Source organism: Halorubrum luteum, assembly GCF_054652935.1.
Map to the genome: position 1 here is coordinate 987,160 of NZ_BAAIGT010000002.1, position 18,409 is coordinate 1,005,568.

The 18,409-nt window shown below is 65.4% G+C and carries 20 protein-coding genes and 2 tRNA genes; 7 read left to right on the top strand and 15 right to left on the bottom strand.

Annotated elements, in window-relative coordinates:
• Positions 1-202: 202 nt before the first annotated feature.
• Both ACYQ0R_RS04920 and ACYQ0R_RS04925 read right to left on the bottom strand, forming a co-directional pair.
• Entirely contained in the window at positions 203-1,066 is an 864-nt protein-coding gene (locus ACYQ0R_RS04920; RefSeq protein ID WP_459821246.1) for a 2-oxoacid:ferredoxin oxidoreductase subunit beta, read from the bottom strand.
• Positions 1,063-2,829, bottom strand: coding sequence for a 2-oxoacid:acceptor oxidoreductase subunit alpha (locus ACYQ0R_RS04925; protein WP_459821248.1), 1,767 nt, complete (start codon positions 2,827-2,829; stop codon positions 1,063-1,065). Before ACYQ0R_RS04925 ends, ACYQ0R_RS04920 begins: the two co-directional genes overlap by 4 nt.
• 322 nt (positions 2,830-3,151) lie before the next feature.
• Here ACYQ0R_RS04925 and ACYQ0R_RS04930 point away from each other — a divergent pair, with 322 nt between their 5' ends.
• The gene (locus ACYQ0R_RS04930; RefSeq protein ID WP_459821250.1) at positions 3,152-3,796 is read left to right on the top strand and encodes an FAD-dependent oxidoreductase; all 645 of its coding nucleotides are present in this window, start codon (positions 3,152-3,154) and stop codon (positions 3,794-3,796) included.
• Positions 3,797-3,808: 12 nt separating this feature from the next.
• Here ACYQ0R_RS04930 and ACYQ0R_RS04935 read toward each other — a convergent pair whose 3' ends face one another.
• The gene (locus tag ACYQ0R_RS04935) at positions 3,809-4,255 is read right to left on the bottom strand and encodes a PaaI family thioesterase (protein WP_459821252.1); all 447 of its coding nucleotides are present in this window, start codon (positions 4,253-4,255) and stop codon (positions 3,809-3,811) included.
• A complete protein-coding gene (locus ACYQ0R_RS04940; protein WP_459821254.1) occupies positions 4,252-5,358 on the bottom strand; it encodes a pyridoxal phosphate-dependent aminotransferase in 1,107 nt (368 codons plus the stop codon). The genes ACYQ0R_RS04935 and ACYQ0R_RS04940 overlap by 4 nt, the downstream gene beginning before the upstream one ends.
• 155 nt (positions 5,359-5,513) lie before the next feature.
• On the opposite strand from ACYQ0R_RS04940, the gene ACYQ0R_RS04945 reads away from it, so the two are divergent.
• Complete coding sequence (locus ACYQ0R_RS04945; protein ID WP_459821256.1) at positions 5,514-6,005, top strand: metal-dependent hydrolase; 492 nt, start codon at positions 5,514-5,516, stop codon at positions 6,003-6,005.
• Positions 6,006-6,016: 11 nt separating this feature from the next.
• Here the strand turns inward: ACYQ0R_RS04945 and ACYQ0R_RS04950 are convergent, their stop codons facing one another.
• Both ACYQ0R_RS04950 and ACYQ0R_RS04955 read right to left on the bottom strand, forming a co-directional pair.
• Positions 6,017-6,934: a PLP-dependent cysteine synthase family protein gene (locus ACYQ0R_RS04950; protein ID WP_459821258.1), complete on the bottom strand. Its 918-nt coding sequence runs from the start codon at positions 6,932-6,934 to the stop codon at positions 6,017-6,019.
• A gap of 74 nt (positions 6,935-7,008) precedes the next feature.
• The gene (locus ACYQ0R_RS04955; protein ID WP_459821259.1) at positions 7,009-7,506 is read right to left on the bottom strand and encodes a LabA-like NYN domain-containing protein; all 498 of its coding nucleotides are present in this window, start codon (positions 7,504-7,506) and stop codon (positions 7,009-7,011) included.
• A 127-nt stretch (positions 7,507-7,633) separates the two neighbouring features.
• Between ACYQ0R_RS04955 and ACYQ0R_RS04960 the strand changes: the two genes are divergently transcribed.
• Positions 7,634-8,920 carry a glycoside hydrolase family 68 protein gene (locus ACYQ0R_RS04960; RefSeq protein ID WP_459821261.1) on the top strand — a complete coding sequence of 429 codons (1,287 nt, stop codon included), beginning with the start codon at positions 7,634-7,636 and terminating at the stop codon, positions 8,918-8,920.
• 35 nt (positions 8,921-8,955) lie between these two features.
• Here the strand turns inward: ACYQ0R_RS04960 and ACYQ0R_RS04965 are convergent, their stop codons facing one another.
• Both ACYQ0R_RS04965 and ACYQ0R_RS04970 read right to left on the bottom strand, forming a co-directional pair.
• Positions 8,956-9,513 (bottom strand): metallophosphoesterase, encoded by a 558-nt coding sequence (locus ACYQ0R_RS04965; RefSeq protein WP_459821263.1) that lies wholly within the window; start codon positions 9,511-9,513, stop codon positions 8,956-8,958.
• Positions 9,514-9,597: 84 nt separating this feature from the next.
• Positions 9,598-10,377 carry a DUF8054 domain-containing protein gene (locus ACYQ0R_RS04970; protein WP_459821265.1) on the bottom strand — a complete coding sequence of 260 codons (780 nt, stop codon included), beginning with the start codon at positions 10,375-10,377 and terminating at the stop codon, positions 9,598-9,600.
• A 153-nt stretch (positions 10,378-10,530) separates the two neighbouring features.
• On the opposite strand from ACYQ0R_RS04970, the gene ACYQ0R_RS04975 reads away from it, so the two are divergent.
• Entirely contained in the window at positions 10,531-10,773 is a 243-nt protein-coding gene (locus tag ACYQ0R_RS04975; protein WP_459821266.1) for a DUF8015 family protein, read from the top strand.
• 127 nt (positions 10,774-10,900) lie between these two features.
• On the opposite strand, the gene ACYQ0R_RS04980 is transcribed toward ACYQ0R_RS04975, so the two are convergent.
• Positions 10,901-11,863 carry a DMT family transporter gene (locus ACYQ0R_RS04980; protein WP_459821268.1) on the bottom strand — a complete coding sequence of 321 codons (963 nt, stop codon included), beginning with the start codon at positions 11,861-11,863 and terminating at the stop codon, positions 10,901-10,903.
• Positions 11,864-12,046: 183 nt separating this feature from the next.
• Here ACYQ0R_RS04980 and ACYQ0R_RS04985 point away from each other — a divergent pair, with 183 nt between their 5' ends.
• Positions 12,047-12,529 carry an Lrp/AsnC family transcriptional regulator gene (locus tag ACYQ0R_RS04985; RefSeq protein ID WP_459821270.1) on the top strand — a complete coding sequence of 161 codons (483 nt, stop codon included), beginning with the start codon at positions 12,047-12,049 and terminating at the stop codon, positions 12,527-12,529.
• A 34-nt stretch (positions 12,530-12,563) separates the two neighbouring features.
• Here ACYQ0R_RS04985 and gatE read toward each other — a convergent pair whose 3' ends face one another.
• The 3 genes from gatE to ACYQ0R_RS05000 all read right to left on the bottom strand — a co-directional run bounded on the left by gatE (position 12,564) and on the right by ACYQ0R_RS05000 (position 16,099).
• Positions 12,564-14,447, bottom strand: a complete 1,884-nt coding sequence (gene gatE / locus ACYQ0R_RS04990) for a Glu-tRNA(Gln) amidotransferase subunit GatE (RefSeq protein ID WP_459821272.1) — start codon at positions 14,445-14,447, stop codon at positions 12,564-12,566.
• 222 nt (positions 14,448-14,669) lie between these two features.
• Entirely contained in the window at positions 14,670-15,947 is a 1,278-nt protein-coding gene (locus tag ACYQ0R_RS04995) for an RNA-guided endonuclease InsQ/TnpB family protein (RefSeq protein ID WP_459821274.1), read from the bottom strand.
• Positions 15,944-16,099: a DUF2080 family transposase-associated protein gene (locus ACYQ0R_RS05000; RefSeq protein WP_459821276.1), complete on the bottom strand. Its 156-nt coding sequence runs from the start codon at positions 16,097-16,099 to the stop codon at positions 15,944-15,946. The genes ACYQ0R_RS04995 and ACYQ0R_RS05000 overlap by 4 nt, the downstream gene beginning before the upstream one ends.
• Before the next feature lie 55 nt (positions 16,100-16,154).
• On the opposite strand from ACYQ0R_RS05000, the gene tnpA reads away from it, so the two are divergent.
• The gene (tnpA, locus tag ACYQ0R_RS05005; protein ID WP_459821278.1) at positions 16,155-16,553 is read left to right on the top strand and encodes an IS200/IS605 family transposase; all 399 of its coding nucleotides are present in this window, start codon (positions 16,155-16,157) and stop codon (positions 16,551-16,553) included.
• A gap of 104 nt (positions 16,554-16,657) precedes the next feature.
• Here the strand turns inward: tnpA and ACYQ0R_RS05010 are convergent.
• Positions 16,658-16,742: transfer RNA gene (locus ACYQ0R_RS05010), tRNA-Leu, on the bottom strand.
• Between the two features lie 299 nt (positions 16,743-17,041).
• Here ACYQ0R_RS05010 and ACYQ0R_RS05015 point away from each other — a divergent pair.
• A tRNA-Glu gene (locus tag ACYQ0R_RS05015) sits at positions 17,042-17,116 on the top strand.
• A 179-nt stretch (positions 17,117-17,295) separates the two neighbouring features.
• On the opposite strand, the gene ACYQ0R_RS05020 is transcribed toward ACYQ0R_RS05015, so the two are convergent.
• Both ACYQ0R_RS05020 and ACYQ0R_RS05025 read right to left on the bottom strand, forming a co-directional pair.
• Positions 17,296-17,922 (bottom strand): MOSC domain-containing protein, encoded by a 627-nt coding sequence (locus tag ACYQ0R_RS05020; protein WP_459821280.1) that lies wholly within the window; start codon positions 17,920-17,922, stop codon positions 17,296-17,298.
• On the bottom strand, positions 17,880-18,251 hold the full coding sequence (locus tag ACYQ0R_RS05025; protein ID WP_459821281.1) for a hypothetical protein: 372 nt from the start codon (positions 18,249-18,251) through the stop codon (positions 17,880-17,882). The genes ACYQ0R_RS05020 and ACYQ0R_RS05025 overlap by 43 nt, the downstream gene beginning before the upstream one ends.
• Positions 18,252-18,409 lie beyond the last annotated feature (158 nt).

The following is an 18,409-nucleotide window of genomic DNA, read 5'->3' on the forward strand; positions in this document are numbered from 1 at the left end:
GTATACGGACCCGGGTAATTAGGTCTGCTGAAACCGGTCGTGTGGCGCCGCAGTCGAGTAATTTGACTTCACACGGAGGTCGGGTTCCCGTCGCCACCGACGCGGATCGGTGAACTCGAAGCTGACCGCCGACGTATGCGTGACAGATAACGCTGGCGACTCGAGGAGTGAATCGCTGTGGGATTCGGCCGACTCGACCGAGTCAGTAGAACTCGCGGACTAGGTCGGTCGCGCCGTCGGGCGCGCCGTCCGGGATCGCCGACATATTCTTGTCGACGCCGTGTCGCTCGCCGTACGGAACCGAGTTCTCGTCCTGGTAGATGACGCCCTGATACTCCTTATCCGAGTCGAGGATGACCTCCTTGGCGGCGTCGTAGTCGGTACGGTCGTGGTCGGTCTCCGCTAGGTCGACGAGCGAGTCGCGGAAGTAGTCGTACGTGTCGACGTCGTTGAACGTCACGCACGGTGAGTACACGTTGACGAAGCCGAACCCGTCGTGTTCGATCGCCTCCCGGACGATCTCCTGGTGACGAAGCGCGTCCGAGGAGAACGACTGCGCGATGAACGTCGCGCCGGACGCCAGCGCCAGCGCGTGGGGGTTGACGGGCGGCTGTTTCGAGCCGTCCGGCGTCGTCGCTGTCTCGAAGTCCTCACGGGAGGTCGGGGAGGCCTGTCCTTTCGTCAGCCCGTAGATCCGGTTGTCCATCACGACGTACGTCATGTCGACGTTGCGCCGGACCGCGTGGACGAAGTGGCCCGCGCCGATCGAGTAGCCGTCGCCGTCGCCGCCGGCGACCATCACCTCGATGTCGGGTCGCGCGAGCTTCACGCCGGTGCCGACGGGGAGCGCCCGCCCGTGGACGCCGTGAAGCGCGTAGCTGTGCATGTACGTCCCGATCTTGCCGGAACAGCCGATGCCGGCGACGACGAACGTGTTGTCCGGGTCGTTGCCCGTCTCGGCGAGCGCCTTCATCATGCCGTTCATGGTGCCGAAGTCGCCACAGCCCGGACACCACGTCGGCTGCTTGTCGGATTTGAAGTCGGTGAATCGAACGTCTGAGCTCATTGGTGTGCCTCCATGGTCGCGTCGAGGGTGTCTTCGATCTCCCGTGCGAGTTCGTCGGCCTTGAACCGCACGCCGGTGTACTTGTTGATGCGGTCGACTCGCTGTAACACGTCGTGTTCGACGAGATCCGCGAACTGTCCTTTCTCGTTACACTCGACGACGATCGTCGTCTCCGCGGCGTCGACGTCGTCGGTGAGGTCCGGTCGCGGGAAGACGTACGGCACCGAGAGCACGCGCACGTCGATCCCGTCGTCAGCGAGGAACTCGACCGCCTCCGCGAGCGCACCCTCGTTGGACCCCCACGTGATCACGAGCGTGTCCGCGTCCGGGTCGCCGAACTCCCGCGGGCTCCAGTCCTCCCGTTCGACCGCCGTCTCGACCTTCCGGTTGCGCTTGTCGACCTGCTCGACGCGCATCTCCGTGTCCTCCGTCCGACGGCCCTGTTCGTCGTGCTCGAGGCCGGTGGACATGTGCGCGCCGCCGGCCGTGCCGGGGAACGCGCGCGGAGAGATGCCGTCGTCGGTGATCTCGTGCGGTTTGAACCCGCCCGTCTCCGTCTGGTGTCTCTCGATCGTCGACTCGTCGACGACGAAGCCACGGTCGACCTCCACTTCGTCCATGTCGAACGTCTCCGGTGAGAACGTCTCCTCCGTGACTGCCATCGCGAGGTCCGAGGTGAGGTAGACGGGGACCTGGTACTTCTCGGCGAGGTTGAACGCCTCGACGGTTTTCCAGAAGCACTCGGCGACCGTCGTCGGCGCGACGACGAACCGCGGCACCTCGCCGTGGCCGCCGTACAGCATCGCGTTCAGGTCACCCTGCTCCTGTTTGGTCGGCATCCCGGTCGAGGGACCAGAGCGCATCACGTTACAGATGACGAGCGGCGTCTCGGAGGTGGCGACGAGCCCGAACGTCTCCGCCATCAGGTCGATCCCCGGCCCGGACGTCGCCGTCATCGCGCGTGCGCCGCCGCGAGCGGCTCCGAGCGCCATGTTTATGGCGGATAACTCGTCTTCCGCCTGTACGACGTGCCCGCCGTACTGCTCGATGCGGCCAGTGAGGTACGTCATCACGTCCGTCGCCGGCGTGATCGGGTAGCCGGCGTAGAACCGACAGCCGGCGGCGATCGCGCCCATCCCGATCGCCTCGTCGCCGTTGAGCAGGACGTAGTCGTTGTCTGTCGTCTCCAGATCGTAGTCGAACTCCTGGTCGCCGTAGTTGTCGGCGACGTACTCCTTGCCCGCACGGGCCGCTTGCTTGTTGTTGTCGACGAGCTTCTGACCCTTATCGGAGAACCGCTTTGTTAACGCGGAGTCGAGGTTCTCGATCGGGAAGTCGGCGACCTCGCAGGCGGCGCCGAGCGCGACGACGTTGCGCATGATCGCGCCGCCGGCTTCCTCGGCGAGCCGTTTTAAGGGCACGTCGAGACCGACCATCTCACCGGGGATGTCGACGTTCTGCATCGTCGTCCGGTTCCCGTCGTAGATGATCACGGAGTCGTCGTGGAGCTCGTCGAGGTTCTCCTCGATCGTCCGGGGCGTTAACGCGATGAGCACGTCGAGCCGGTCAACGACGCTCTGTACCTTGTCGACGGACGTTCGGATCTTGTATGCGGTGTAGCCGCCGCGGATCCGCGATGCGAAGTCCTTCGACGTGAACACGTGTCGACCCGAGCGGGAGAGCGCTTGGGCAAAGATCTTCCCCGTCGAGTCGATGCCGTCGCCGGCCTCTCCGCCGACGGCCCAGTTGAAGTCCCCAGCCATGCTATAGCCGGAGGTTCCACCGGCCCAAGCAAAAGACTTCTGGATGGAGTCGTCCCGGACTTTTCGATCGAACGTCCACTCTTAGGCGAATATTGCACCATCTAGCGCTCAAATATTTGTTGTTTGCTGATTCGACGCTCGAACGTACACCCTTAACTCGGTTCCGATAGTCAGTTGTCCTCCCGACCTTTCGACGGTTGTCGATTCTCTCCGGTCGCGAGGCCGGGGGACGGTTTGCGTGTCGTGTCACGGCGGTGTGAGCGCGGTTGGCGAGTCGCGCCGGGACGGGAACACGTTTGTGTGTGACTCCCCGATGAGCGGTATGGACGCGACAGTCACCGTCACGGCCGTCGACGAAGTCGGCCCGAACACGTACGCGATCCGGTTCGAGACGCCGGAGGGGTTTTCCGCGGAGCCGGGACAGTTCGTGAAGCTCGGAACGGAGATCGACGGCGAATCGGTCTCCCGGTTCTACACGCTCTCCTCGCCGACGGTAACCGACACCTTCGAGGTGACGGTCGGGATCGACCCGGCGGAGAGCGGTCCGTTCTCGACGTTTCTCGCGGCGATCGAGCCCGGCGTCGAGATGGATCTTTCCGGCCCCTTCGGCGACAGCCACTACGACGGCGAGGGACGGGTCGTGGTGCTTGCGGGAGGCCCCGGCGTCGGTCCCGCGGTCGCTATCGCCGAGCGCGCGGTCGACGAGGGCGGCGAGGCCGCGATCGTCTACCGCGACGACGAGCCGGCTCACGGCGCTCGGTTGGGCGCGCTGCGCGAGCGAGGGGCGACCGTGTACGTACTCGACGGAGACACCGACCTCACCGCGCCCGTCATGGACGTCCTGACCGGAGCGGACGGCGAGGGCGTGTTCGTGTACGGCTTCGCCGACTTCGTCGCCGACGCGGAGGCCGCCATCGAAGCGGCGGCGGGCGACGCCGACGCGGCGAGCGTCGAGAACTTCGGGTAGCGCCGGCCGGAGTCAGGCTCGCTGGTCGATGTCCCACGGAGCGTCGTCCGGGAGGTCGCCCGTTTTATAAACGCCTCGCCCGACGGCTATCTCCGAGCCGTGTGCCTCGTCCGCATCCACGACGGTCACGTCGACGACGGCGGTCTCGCCGCCCTCGCGGACGACGTCGGCGGTCGCGAACAGGTCGCCGGTCGCGGGCGCGAGGTAGTCGATCCGGAAGTCGATCGTCGGCGTCGGGAACCTCACGAGCGAGGTGGCCGCCGCGCCGCCGACGCTGTCGGCGAGCGAGAACGTGACGCCCCCCTGAGCGACCGCCCGCGTCCGGTTCGAGGAGTGTTTCTCGCCGAACGCGAGTCGGCCCTCGGCGTGCCCCTCGCTCGCCACCGTCACCTCGATGTCGAGCAGGTCGCGGTACGGACTCCGATTGAAGTACGCCAGGATCGGGTCGTCGTCCGTCATCGGTCCCCGAAGAACGCGGCGAGTCGTTCGGCAGCCTCGACGGCCCGCGGCGTCACGAGCGCGAACCGGATCCAGTCGTCCCGGGCGGTGCCGAACGTCTCGCCCGGCATCCCCGCGACGCCGACCTCGTCGATCAGGCGCTTGACGTTCGCCATCGTTCCCGGGTACCCGTCGAACCGCGCGAGCACGTAAAACGCTCCGTCGGGACGGGTGTACTCCGCGCCCGCCGCGTCCAGCGAGTCGGTGAACGCGTCGATCCGGTCGCGGAGCAGTTCGCGGTTGGCGGCGTAGTAGCTCGGGTCCGTCTCGGCGAGCGCGTGCGTGACCGCATACTGTGCGGGCCGCGACCCCGCGACGTTGACGAGCATGTGTCGGGTCTTCGCCGATCCGACGTGTGGCTCGGGGAGGATCGCGTAGCCGACTCGCAACCCCGTGATCGCCATCGACTTCGAGAAGCCGCTCGTCACGATCCGGTTCTCGGAGTCGATCGCGAGCGCCGACTCGAACGATCCCGAGAGGTCGAACGCGTCGTACACCTCGTCGACGACGACGAGCGCGTCGACCGCCTCCGCGACCGCGACGACCTCGCGGATCGCGTCGAGGTCGTACACCGCGCCAGTCGGATTGTTCGGCGTGTTCACCACGATCAGCGCGGTGTCCTCGCTGGCGGCGTCGCGGATCGCGTCGACGTCGAGGCTCCCATCGCGGTTGGTCGGGACGAGCGTCGGCGTTCCGCCGAGCAGCTCGGTCTTACCGGGGTAGTACGGATAGACTGGATCCATCAGTAGCGCCTCCGAGCCGGCGTCCCGCTCGAACGCGCGCGCCATCGCGAGGTAGTTCGCTTCCCCCGTCCCGTTCGTGACCACAACCCTGTCGACGTCGACGTCGCGGCGCGCCGCGATCGACTCGCGGAGCTCCCGAAGCCCCTCGCTCGGCGGATACTGGAAGGCGTCGGACGGTAGCTCGGCGTACTCCCCGAGCGCGTCTCGGAGCGCCGTTGGCGGCTCCCAGTCGGGGTTGCCGCTCACCATGTCGATGACGTCGCCGTCCGCGGCCGCGGCGTACTGCATCACGTGGAAGAACTTCGGCTCCTCGTACTCCATGGGGTCGCGTCGGCGTCGACCCCCGTGGCTCTTTCGACACCGGCGCGTTGCCGGCAGCTTTGAGTGCAAAACCGTGGTGTGTTCGATTCAGTATCGCGACCCGATGTCGGTCGGCGGATCCACACCTTTTGTACCCCCGAGCCCGACCCCCGAGCATGAACAAGCGAGGTCACGTGCTCAACGGACTCCTGCTCGCGATCGGGCTCGGGTTCGTCCTCGAGCCCGGCGTCGATACGGCGACCGCGACGAAGATCGCACAGATATCCGTGCCGATCGTGTTGGGTGCGCTGTTTCCCGACGTCGACACCGCGTTCGGCAAACACCGGAAGACGCTGCACAGTCTTCCCGTGCTCGCGGTGTTTCTCGCGTACCCGATCGCCTTCGACAACCTCCATTTCGTCTGGATCGGCGTGTTGACCCACTACGTTCTCGATCTGGTGGGTAGTCGGCGCGGGATCGCGCTGTTTCACCCGCTGTCCGAGCAGGAGTACTCGCTGCCGTTCGGCGTCACGACCAGCAGCAAGTACGCCGACCTCGTCACCGTCGTGATCACCGGTGTCGAGATCGCCGCGTTCTGGGCGGTCCACACGTACGTCGTCGCACTCGACGTCGAGATGTCGACCGCGGCTGCCGGACTGGGTTTATAAGCACGTTCGGTTCAGCGGTCGAACGCGCCCGTCGACAGGTAGCGCTCGCCGCTGTCCCAGAACACCGTGATCACGAGCGGCTCCGCGCCGCCGTACGCACCCGACTCTCGGAGTTCCGCTGCGACGTCCTTCGCCGCGAGGTTCGAGGCGGCAGACGACTGCCCGACGAGCAGCCCCTCCTCGCTCGCGAGTCGCCGACACTCGGCCTCGGCCGCCTCGAGGTCGACCGTCTGCACCTCGTCGATGAGATCGACGTCGAGGTTCGTCGGGATGAACCCGGCACCCATCCCCTGGAAGCTGTCGCCGGTGGGTTCCTCTCCCGACAGGACCGGGCTGTCGGCTGGCTCGACCGCGTCGATCCGGAGGTCGGGGAACGTCTCGCGGAGGCTGCGCCCGATACCCGTGAGCGTGCCGCCGGTGCCGACGCCGGCGACGAGCGCGTCGACCGTCCGGTCACCGACCTGTTCGAGAACCTCCGGCCCGGTCGTCTCGTAATGTGATCGGGGGTTCGCGGGGTTCTCGAACTGCCGGAGCTGTACCGCACCCGCCTCGCGTTCGATCTCGTCCGCGCGCGCTTTCGCGTCGGAGATGTCGCCGTCAACCAGCTCGATCTCGGCGCCGTATGCGCGCATGATCCGCCGCCGTTCGGGCGACTTCGAGCTCGGCATCACGAGCGTCACGTCGTACCCCTTCACCGCACCGACCATCGCCAGCCCGATCCCCGTGTTGCCGGAGGTCGGCTCGACGATCCGGTCACCGGGGTCCAGATCGCCACCAGCCTCCGCGGCTTCGACCATGTACAGCGCCGGGCGGTCCTTCGCCGACCCGGCGGGGTTCCGTGACTCGACTTTCGCGGCCACCGTCGTTTCATCCGGGGACTCGACACGGACGAGCGGCGATCCGAGTCCGTCCAGAACGTCGTCGTGCATGACTGATATCGACGGGGTACGCACTGAAAGGGCCGACGGACACCGGCAATCGACGACGGGAACCGTCCGAGCTCCTACAGGAGAAATCGATCCTCGCGCTCAGAGAGGTCGACGAACTCGTCGGCTGCCTCGACGAGCTCGTCGGCGGTGGACTGGCCGAACCCCATCGTCTCCACGCGCACGCCCTCGTGACGGAGGTACGTACAGAGCCGCGCGAAGTCGCCGTCGCCGGTGCACAACACGACGGTGTCGGCGTGGCTCGCGAGCGAGACGGCGTCGAGACTCATGCCGACATCCCAGTCGGCCTTCTTCGTCCCGTCGGCGAACGTCTTGATCGCTTTGATCTTCGTCTCGAAGCCGATCTCGTTGAGCGCCTCGAAGAACGTCTCCTCCTCGGGCGAGTCCGCACGGATGACGTACGCGATCGCACGGACGAGCGCCCTGTCGCGAACAGCCTCCTCCAACAGCGCCGAGTAGTCGATGTTCCGCGAGTAGGCGCTCTGTGAGGAATGGTACAGGTTCTGCGAGTCAACCAGCACGGCGACGCGCTGGTCCGGATGGGTCTCGGTCATATCTGCCGGTCACGCGGCAGGCGTTAGGGGTTTGCGGATCCGTCGTCTCGCGACCGTGCGGTCGTCGGTCGGTGATGGTTTTAACTGGTGTAGTAACTGTTTTCATGCGGGGTTCCGAACGGCCGGTATGACCAGCGAACGCGGCGCGCGCTCCGTCTGGACGCGGGGATCCGCCGCCGGACTCGAACGGACCCCGGAGCGAGTCGCTCCGATCATCTACCCGCCGGACGACGACGAGTTCGACGGCGTCCACGTCTGGGACACGTGGCCGCTTCGGGCACGTGACGGGACGATCGCGGAGGTCGACGGGTACCGGGTGCTCTGCTCGCTCACGACGACGGACGAGCTCCTACCCGGCAAGCGTCACGACGTCGCGGCGATCCACTACTTCTACTCGGCGGATGGCGAGTCGTGGCGTCACGGCGGACCGCTTTTCGACGGCGACGCACTCGGCTCCCGGCAGTGGGCCGGGTCGGCGATGTACGACGACGGCGACGTGTACGCCTTCTACACCGCGTCCGGACGTCGCGACGAGGACGAGCTGACGTACACCCAGCGGATCGCCGGTGCGACCGGCGGGACCGTCACCGCAGACGGCGACGGGCTCTCGATCGACGGCGACTGGAACCACCGGGTGCTACTGGAGCCTGACGGGGAGCTGTACGAGCGCGAGACACAGTCCCGAGGGATGACGTACACGTTTCGGGACCCATGGTTCTTCGAGGATCCCGCGAGCGGGGAGACGTATCTGCTGTTCGAGGCGAACACGCCGATTCCAGCGGGTACGGATCCGTGTGACGGCGATCCGGAGGCGGCGGCGTTCAACGGCAGCGTCGGAATCGCTCGCTCACCGACCGGCGACCCGATGGCGTGGGAGCTGGAGCCGCCGCTGCTGGACGCAGTCTGTGTGAACCAAGAGCTCGAACGGCCTCATCTCGTGGTTCGCGACGGGACGTACTACCTGTTCGTCTCCAGCCATCAGCACACGTTCGCCCCGGGTATCGAGGGATACGACGCGTTGTACGGCTTCGTCGCCGCCAACCTCCGCGGTGAGTATCGTCCGCTCAACGGGGACGGGATGGTAGCGACGAACCCCGCGAACGCGCCGTTTCAGGCGTACTCGTGGACTGCGTACGACCACGGCGACGAGCTGCTCGTCATCGGGTTTTTCAACTACTACGACTACGTCGGTGCGGATCTCGACGGGATCGCGGACCTGCCCGAGTCGGAGCAGTTCCGGCGGTTCGGCGGCACGCTCGCGCCAACGCTTCGGATCGACATCGAGGGCGACCGCACCGCGATCCTCGGCACTCTGACTCACGGGGCGGTGCCGCTCCCGAGTGAATCACTCTCACCCGTCGACCGTGGGGGCTACCCCCGCAGAGCGGCTCGATCCGGCTCGTATCGACGCTGACGGCGACGTCTCCTTCGTCCGGCCAGCTGAAACGGTCAACCGGATGGCGGTAGCTTGTGGTGGTCGACAGCGCCGACCGGATCGTCGACCGCTCGGCTCACGTCCAGCGTCGCGACCCGGAACGCGTCGTCAGCGCCGTCGACCGGAATCGGGCGGCCACCGGGGTTGATCCGGACCGTCCCGCCTCGTCGTTCGACACCGTGAGCGTGGGTGTGGCCGTGGAACACGTAGTCGTAGTCGCCGCAGTCGACCAGGGCGTCGACGACGACGTCGCTCGTCCCGTGGGTGACCGCGACGTCGATCGCATCACGGTCGCCGGAGTCGTCCGTATCGGTTGTCGAAAAGCGCAGTACGCCCGTCTCGCCGAGATACTCGCCGAACGACTCGACGGTCGACTGGACGTTCCACTCTCCGTCGTTGTTGCCACGGACGGCGTAAAACTCGAACGCGTCGTCGAACGGCGTCACTGAAAAGGGCGCGACGAAGTCGCCGCAGTGGACGACGGCGTCGACCCCCTCTCGTGTAAATACGTCAACGGCGGCGGCGATCGCGTCGAGATCGTCGTGGGTGTCGGAGACGATGCCGATCTGCATTGGTGTACGCTCGATCCCTTCGAAGGAAGCATATATAAATGACGGCGGGAGCGGCTCGGGGTCGCAATCGCTGGCGAAAGCGGCTCACCCATCCGACGGGAACTCGTACACGACCGTCGAGCAGCTCGTACAGGCAAGCACCGGCCGGTGAGGGTTTCTGTACGCCGTGCCGGGACCGCCACAGCAGTTCCGGATCGTCGTCTCGACGACGTCGCCGGCGCAGACGGGACACGTCCGGACGAACGTACGGAGCGGCTCGGCCGCCGGCGCTCGCAGCTCCGGCGCGACGTCGAAGTCGGCGAGCGTCTCCGCCGCGGCGGTCTCGGCGATCGCGACCGCCGGCGAGAGCCACACGTCCCGTCCCCCGGCGAGCAGGATCCGCTCGCCGTGCACCTCGGCGTCCGGCTCGCCCGGTGCGACTGCGGCCGCCCGCTCGGCGAGCTCTTGGTCGGATAGCGCTCGCAGCTCCGTCATCCGCGACTCGAACGCCTCCCGGTACGCCTCCGTGAGCCGGAGCTCCTCGCCGTTCTCGACCACGACGCCGGTCTCGACGAGCGTCGCGACCAGCGCTTCGGGATCGATGTCTTCCGCGATGGAGTCGCTCTCGACGTGCTTGTCGGGGCCGATATCGAACGGTAGCCGCTCCGTGAGCCGCGGTGCGAATCGCGGCGTGCCGGGCACCACGTAGCCGCGGAGATACACGAGCGTGCCCCCGACGAGCAGCACGAGAGGACCGAGCGGCGCGACCACGAACCCGGCAATCACCGCGACTGCGAGGACGACGACGAGGTTGATCGCGGTGCACGGCCAACAGCGGTTCTCCCCCGTGTAGGCGGGCCGCCGAAGCGAATCGAGCACTGTCACGTCCACCCGTGTGGCTCCCGCCGACAAAGGCGTTCCGAGGTCCGCATGCGAACGCGACGGGAGTCCGTCTCCAGCGACGCGAGTACGGCGGTTTTCACTGATCGGGAATGGTCATGGACAATTTGTTACTGCTTATCAAACACCCGGATGGAGATGGTCGGCTACTACGACGGGATGCTGGTAGCGATTCCGGCGGCGATGATCGCCGGCGTCGTAGCGAGCATGTATTCGTTCATCGGGATTCAGCAGGGACTCGCCGGTGGATGTCTGGTAGCGACGGTGATCCTGTATGAAATGCTTTTCAGGAACCCGCCGGCCGAGCCGACTCCATCCACAACCGCTGCCACGGTGTTCGTTGCGATAGGCTGGCTACTCACGGCGATCGCGTCAATATGAACGCTCCGCGCGTCCAAAAGCCGATCTCCTTCCGTCGGACCCCTTCACGCCGGACGCTGCCCGCTGGACCCCTTCACGCCGGACGCTGCCCGCTGGACGCTATCCGCCGGGCGCTACCCACCGGACGCTATCCGCCGAACCCGTACCGCGTCGTGACGTACGCGGCGATCTCTCGCCGTTCGAGCGCTACGAACCCCGCGAGGATCGCGGCGAAGCCGACGACCGCCTCGCCCTCGATCAGGTGACCGAGAAGTACCCAGCTTCCGACGGCAGCGATCATCGGCTCGACGTAGCCGACGAGGTGGAGCTGGGTCGGGCCGACCGCGTCGAGCAGCGCGAAGTAGATCAGGAACGCGACGACGCCCGACAGCAGCGTGAGGTACGTCAGCGAAACGATCGACGTCGCGTTCCAGACGATCGCGCCGGGCGACTCGCCGAGAACGCCCGCGCCGGCGAACAGAACTCCGGCTCCGAGCAACATTGCCCATCCCTGCAGCGCGGCGATCGGTAGATCCGTCCGAAGCGGGCGGAGCAGCACCGCCCCGATGGAGAAGGCGACCGCAGCGAGGAACGTTAATCCCACGCCGATCAGCTCCGGGGTGAGCACGCCGCCACTCACCCCATCGGTGAGTCCGACGCCCGTCGGGTCGGCGATCACGATCACGCCGAGGAGTCCGAGCGCGAACCCGGCGATCTCGAACGGGCCGAGCCGCTCGTTCGGGAGCAACACCGCGGCGAACGCCGCGGTCAACACTGGAGCGAGGCTCACGACGACGGCCGCGACCGCGCCGGAGACGTACAACTCGCCGACGTACAGGAACCCGTGATACGCGGCGATCACGAACGCGCCCGCGATGCCGACACCCAACCACTCGTGGCGACCGCTGGGGAGCCATCGGTCGGAGACGAGCGTGGCGTACGCCAACACGATGGCCCCGGCGATCGCGTACCTGACTCCTGCGAACAACAGCGGCGGAAAGTACGCTAACCCCGCTTCGATCGCAACGAACGACGTTCCCCACAGCGTCGCCAGAAGCAGAAACGCCCCAGCAACGAGAGTGGGAGATGAGAGGAAATTCCTCGAGTACATTGGTTATTCGTTCGGAATCGACGCGTGTATTTAAACTCTACTACGAAGTATCTCACAATATTGAATGTAAAAACGGACATATGGACTGAGATCAACTTCCCTTCGATCGTAGCAGGATATATTAGATATAACTTCAAGTTTGTCGGTCGTAATATATACCCGTTCATCACGTGAAGCCGGGATATGGACGAGCGCGACGTGCGTCTGTTGAAGGCGATCGCGGATCTGGGGACGGGTAGTCCGGAGCAGCTTCACGAGGAGACCGACATCCCCGTGTCGACGATCCACTACCGGCTCAACAATCTCCGGGATGCGGGCGTGATCGAAAACGATCTGTACGATTTCGATCACGAGGAGCTCGGACTCGGAGTGACGGTGATCGTCGAGGTGCTCGCGGACTACGACGGTCCGTACGAGGAGTTCGCCGAGCAACTGCTCACGGTCGAAGGTGTCACACAGGCGTTCTTCACGATGGGGGAGACCGACTTCGTCGTCATCGCACGGCTCTCCTCGTCGGATACGGTAGAGCGGCTCATCAGCGACTTCGAGCGGATCCCCCAAGTGGAGCGAACCAACTCGACGTTCACCGTCGCGACGCTCAGAGACGAGCCTCGCGCGCCCTCGACGTACGATCTGGAGACGCTGGTCGAGGAACTGACGGAGTAAGCCGCTGACGAGCGGGAACAGAGCGCGCCGGCGCCTACGACCGTTTCCCGATCTCCTCACGCAGCACGTCCGAGACCACCTCGCCGTCGGCTTTCCCGCGAAGCGCACCCATCGCCTCGCCCATCAACCCGGAGAAGGCGGCCATACCCTCCTCGGCGACCTGGTCGGCGTTGCGCTCGACCACCTCGACGACCGCATCCCGGACTTCCGCCTCGCTCACGCCCGACAACCCCGCCTCCTCGACGGCCGCGGATGCCGTGAGACCCGGGTTATCGGCGAGCGTCGTCAACACCTCCGGCACCCCCTCCTTCGCGAGATCGCCGCTTTCGACGAGATCGAACAACGCGAGGAACTGGTCGTCGGTGACGTTCTCGATGGCCGCACCCTCTCGCCGGACCTCCGTCGTCGTCGACTCGATGGTGCTGGCGGCGAACGTCGGGTCGACGCCGCGATCGACGGCCCGCTCGAACAGCGGGAACCGCTGACCGTACGCGACCTGTTCCGCAAGCCCCTCGTCGAGGTCGAACTCCTCGACGTACCGAGTCGTTTTCTCGTCAAGTAGTTCCGGCTGCTCGACGTCGGACGGGTCCGGCTCGACCGGCGGGACGTCCGTCTCGGGATACATTCGTGCCGCACCGGGTAGCGGTCGGAGATACCGAGTCGTTCCGTCCTCGTTGGCGCCACGGGTCTCCTCCGGCACGCCTTCGATGGCGGCGGCGGCACGCTCCGCGGCGGCCTCGATCGCGAGGTCGGCGGTTTCCGGGTCGGCGGCGACGATCGCAACCGCGTCCCTCTCGCCCGCACCGACCGCCTCGCGAAGCTCGTCGACCTCGGCGTCGGTGACTCCGTACGCGGGCAGTTCGTCGGTGTGGAAGATACCTCCCGCACCGTGACGTTTCGCGTGGTCGGACAGCTCGGTCCCGAGCCGCCGATCCGGCTGGATCTCACGGCCGACGAGTCCGTCGAAGCCGTACAGCGACACCGCAGTTACCTTGCCGCCGGAGTCGAGCGCTCCGCGGATCACGCCGGAGTCGGTGTCGGCGAACACGTCCGTCACGTCGTGCACGTCACCCACGCGTGCGTCGCGTGCGTCGAGCTCGTCGCGGATCGCGAGGAGTTCGGCCTGCCGACCCACTTCGCCGCGGACGATCTCCGCGATTCCCTGGAGATCCTGCACGCCTTTCACCTCGACACGAGCACCGTCAGCGATCGAGACGTTCACGTCCTGTCGGATCGTCCCGAGCCCGCGTTTCACCTTCCCGGTCGAACGCAGGAGCATCCCGATCCGTTCCGCGGCCTCTTTCGCCTGCTCCGGGCTCCGGATATCCGGACCGGTTCCGATCTCGACGAGGGGCACGCCAAGCCGGTCCAGCGAGTAGACGACGCCGTCGTCCGTCTCCTCGACGCGCTTTGCCGACTCCTCCTCGAGCATGAGGTCTTCGATTGAGACCGCTCCGTCGGCCGTACGGATCTCCCCGTTTTGTCCGAGGAGGATCGACCGCTGGAACCCCGAGGTGTTCGAGCCGTCGATGACGAGCTTCCGCATCACGTGTGCCTGATCGACGACGGAGACGTCGAGCAGGTCGGCGATCTGTAAGGCCACCTCGAGCGCCTCCTCGTCGATGCGGCGCGGCGGCTCGTCGTCCTCCTCGACGAGACAGGTGGAGTCGTACGCCAGGTACGTGAACTCGCGATCGACGCGGCTCTCTTCAACGGCGGCGTCGTCGAGCTCGCCAAGTTCGCTTTTCGTCGGATGGAGATGTCGCGTGAGCTCCCGTTGGGCGTCGGCGGGGTCGCGCTCCGTCGTCGGGGAGTCGCAGAACAGCTTCGTGTCGGTGTCGAGCTGCTGGTGGATCTCCAGACCGGCGACGAGCCCCAGCTCCTCGTAGTCGTACTCGGGGGTCGCGTCCGTGCTCATTACGCCTCACTCCGGCCGCGCGTGACTAAAAGGGTGGCAGTTCGTACTGGCGGCTGTGGCTTCGGAGTCGACCACTGGTCGACGGCGCTCGTCGATGAGCGACGGACGCGCGTTCAGGACGGGATCACGGGAGAGCGGTCGCTCGTCGCGTAGCGGTCGGAAAGTTGTGCGTGGGTGCTGTCGTGAACCGCCTCGGGGTCAAGCCCCGAGGCTTCCCGTGGGTTAGTCGGACACTCCCACGCGACCATCGGCCTGATAGCCTCGGGCGGTCGAGTGGGTCACGGTCGGGGCGTCCACGGCCCCCGATGCCTGCCGTCGCACCTTCCGAACAACGGGAAGGCTGTTGAGAGCAGGCACATTCCAATCCTGATGCTTCTCGATGCCTTTGACGGCGATATTGACGCTTGCACCTCGATCGCTATGGTCTTGATGGGAACAGTCCTTGCACTTGAACCGCTTCTTGTGCCGATTCGCACGCTCTGTGTGCCCACATAGTGGACACCGCTGACTCGTGTACTCGGGATTAATCCACCCGGTCGGGATACCCCTGAACGCAGCCTTGTACGACGTATAGAACTGGAGGGCACGGAAGGGGAGGTGGTGCAAGCGTCGGTTCATCCGCGTACCGTAGTCGATACTGTCGCGCATCTCTTTGAGGTCTTCAAAGACGATGCACGGCCTCTCGAACTGCTGGCTCCACTCCACGATGTGCCGAGACACCTTGTGGAGTCGGTCACGGACGAACCGTTCTTCGCGCCCTGCGAGCGTGTTGTGGATGCTGTCCTTCCCCGCGTTCTGGACGCGCTTGCGCATCGTGAAATAGCGGTGACGCTCGAAGTTGATTTCGGGGAAGTCGATGACCAACGTGTCCTCGACGCCATCCTCGGAGAGGGCGGTGAGAGCCACGTTGTCCTCGTTCACGTCTACACCGATGACAGTCCGGGAGTCCTGCTTGTCCCGGACGGTCTGTTCGGTGTTGGTGACGTTGACGTGTAACTCGGGGTTATCGTTGTGGAATAGGGCTTCTGCCGTCCCAATCTTCCACTCGGGGCTTTCGAGTGCGGTCTTGAGAATGTCGAGGTGGGCGTCGTCGCCTTCGAGGACACCTTTGACGTGCTTGTACGGCTTCGCGCTGATGCGGAACGCCACATCTCCGTCGTCGGTGAGCGACAGGTTGTACCCCTCCTCGTAGTTAGCTCGGAGCGGGTACGCGACACCCTTGGTGTGACTCGGCTGGTTGAAGTCGTCGTACTCGTAGTAGTTCTCCATCGCGCCAAGTGCTTTAGCGACGACGCGCTGAGTCGTGTTCTTCACGAGGTCAGCATCGTCGGCCACGCGGTCGGGGATCGTATCCCAGTCCACGCCGTTTTTGGCGAGTTGAATGGTTTCGTTGTACACCCGGCGGGCTTCGAACGTGGCGTCGTACAGCATCCCCTCGTTGTCACTCTGGATGTCGAGTTGGAAATCCAGCGTCTTAGTGAGGGGCTGTTCGTCCGTCATTCTGCGTCTTGGTCGCTGGGTTCTGAAGTGCGGACGACCTTCACGTCGGCCCCACGCCAGCGTTTGGGGACGGTGACGTGGGCGCTGTTCCCGAACGGCTTGACCTCACCATCGAGAACTTCTTCGCCGTCAATTTCAAAGCGATTCACCATACTTGTGTATATCCATTATATATACTTAACTGTGTCGGTGGTGTGTGTGTTCGATATGAGTGAGAAGCGGTCGAACCATACGGTGTACAACGTCAACTACCACTTCGTGTGGTGCCCGAAGTACCGCCACGCGATACTCGAACCAATTGAGGAGTCGTTGGAAGCGAGTTTCCACGACGGGTGCGACGAGTACGGGTACGAGATACTGTCTCTCCACATCTCGCCCGACCACGTACACCTGTTCGTTTCCGCCCACCCGAAGCACGCGCCGAGCGAGATCGTGAGGACGGCCAAGAGCATCACGGCACGGGAAATGTGGGAACAACACAAACCGTTCTTGGAGGAGTACCTGTGGGGTGGTGGGTTTTGGGAGGAATCGTACTACGTGGGGACGGCAGGCGATGTTTCAACCGACACGATTGAGCAGTATATCGAGCGCACGGAACACGTTTAGCGGAGCGTACGGCCTTCACCCTCGGGGTCAAGCCCCGAGGCACTCGGCCTGCTCCGCCTGTAGATACAACACCGTGCATCGGTCGGGGGTGTGCCCCGGTGCGATGCGTGGGACCGGATTTGAACCGGCGGACCTCTACAGGACAGCGCCCTCAACGCTGCGCCGTTGGCCTGGCTTGGCTACCCACGCTCGCGTGGTTCTGGTTCGTGTTCCGCACTCGGTCATACCCGAGGGTAACTAAAAGGGCTGTCGATTTTCCGGCTCGGTGGGACGATCACCCGTCCGCCTCGCGACGGACGCACGCACCGACGAACCGACGTGTCCGCTCCGGTCCGAACGGACCGTTCTCCCGGCCGGGGACCCCCTGCCGAGGCCAACGAGTGGTCCCACTCGCGGCCTGATAAAGCGCCCCACGGCGGCGTGAAAACGGAACTGTTTTACTTCGGTCTTCCATACGCTTGGATGCGTTCGAACGAACGCGGACACACGCTCTGGTAGTGTAGTCCGGCCAATCATATTGCCCTCTCGAGGCAATGACCGGGGTTCAAATCCCCGCCGGAGCATCCGTTGTTCCACGCGGTCCTGCGACGTGTACCCGCCCGTACTGCAACGGTGTCGTGGTCGTACGAAGCCTGTATTCATCAAGAAGCAAGCAGCGTCTCATGGCTGATTCGAGTATGAATTCATGGAACGAACACCATGGCAAAAGTTCTATGACACCCTAGACGTATCGTGGAGTCGGTCAGGTGGCGTCCCCGTCGGCTCCGTCGTCAGCCGCACCCGAATCGCTTCGGAGCCGGTCAGCGATCGCGTTACCTGCAGACCGGGGGTCCGGCTCGACGATCCGGGCGACATCTCCGACGGCCACCGTACCGGGTTCGAGCACCGTACAGCAGAGTCCTCCCCGACCGGACAGTGCGGACGCGAGCCCCTCCTCGTCGGCCAGCTTCTCGACGTGGGCACACGGTGGTCGCCGCCGGGTTGGCCGAAGGCGTGCGTCACCGATCGTCAGCGTCACGCCGAGGAGTGCGTCCATGGTCTCGCCGAATCCCCGCACGACGACGTTTCGCCGATGCCGACCGTCGGAGACGTCGACCCCAGTCACCTCCCGCACGGCGTCCAGCGCCTCGGCGGCGACGAGCGTTACCGCACAGGCGTCGAGCGAGAAGTGGCCGCCGGACTCCGTCCCCTGGTCGCCCGTGCAGTACCGGTCGCCGGCGACGCCGCCGGAGACGATCTCGACGGCGTCGCGGAGCGTGGGATCCGCGCCCGCGGACGGCGCCGTGACCAGCGATTCGACGACGCCCGACGTGTCGTCTCGGTCGGTCACGGCTCCTCGAGGAGGTCGGGGCGATCCGGCGTCAGCCATTCTCGGTGTGTGTAGTAGACGATCGCGACCGGCGGGGCGACGAGCGCGACGAGAGCGTAGATCCATTTGAAGAAGCCGATGTCGGCGATGCCGCGTTCGGCCAGCGAGAGCGCGTCGAGGAGGACCGCAGCGGTAACGAGCGGCGCGAGGAGATACGCGTGCCCGAAGCCGACCACGGCACCCACGGGCGTTCCGGCCTCGAACAGGAACCGATCGAGTCCGTACAGGAGCGTCCAGCCGACGAGTCCGGCGACCAGAAAGCGAAGCCACGGCCCGTCGAACCGGCGCACTGGGACGTCGTCGCGGGTTGGTGCATCGGGTGTGTCCACGATCCGTCCTGGGACCGGATCGCAATAAACGTCTCTTCCATCCCGGCGACGCTTCGCGGACGTGTCCCGATCCAGTCCGCACGCGGAGACGTCTCTCGTTCGACCGCGTGGCGGCCGTTCGAAGAAATAACAGAAATACTCGAGGAGGGATCTGTCGA